Origin of the sequence: Caballeronia sordidicola (assembly GCF_000729995.1) — a bacterium.
In the GTDB taxonomy this organism is placed as follows: Bacteria; Pseudomonadota; Gammaproteobacteria; order Burkholderiales; family Burkholderiaceae; genus Caballeronia; species Caballeronia sordidicola_A.
On sequence record NZ_JNFG01000169.1, the window covers coordinates 1 to 359 of the forward strand.

A 359-nucleotide genomic window follows, 5' to 3' on the forward strand; every position below is an offset into this window, starting at 1 on the left:
GCGCCGACACCGCCATGGACCTCTATGCGCAAGCGCTGGAATCCGAGCGGTTGCATGGCTTCCGCCAGGGAGCGGCGCTGGCCGATATACTCTATCTGCGTTTCTGGCTGGGACAGCAGCCTCCGCGCATCGCCCGCACCTACTTGACGGACTCGAAGCTCAGCTATCTGCACTGGGGCGCCGCAGCCAAGGCCCAGGCGCTGGAAAACGAATTTCCCCACTGGTTGCGCGTGGCCGAGGCCACTCCCCTGACGGTGCAGCGCACCCAGGCCCAGTCCACCAGCGACATCATGCGCCTGGACTGGCTGTCGGTGCTCAAGTCGCTGCAGACCATCTCCAACGAACTGGCGCTGGATCAG

1 protein-coding gene is annotated in these 359 nt (G+C 64.9%); it reads left to right on the forward strand.

From position 1 onward, the window contains the following. Window positions 1-14: 14 nt before the first annotated feature. Window positions 15-359, forward strand: a 345-nt coding sequence (locus tag FH08_RS48830; RefSeq protein WP_200878836.1) for a hypothetical protein, incomplete at its 3' end; no start/stop codon positions are given.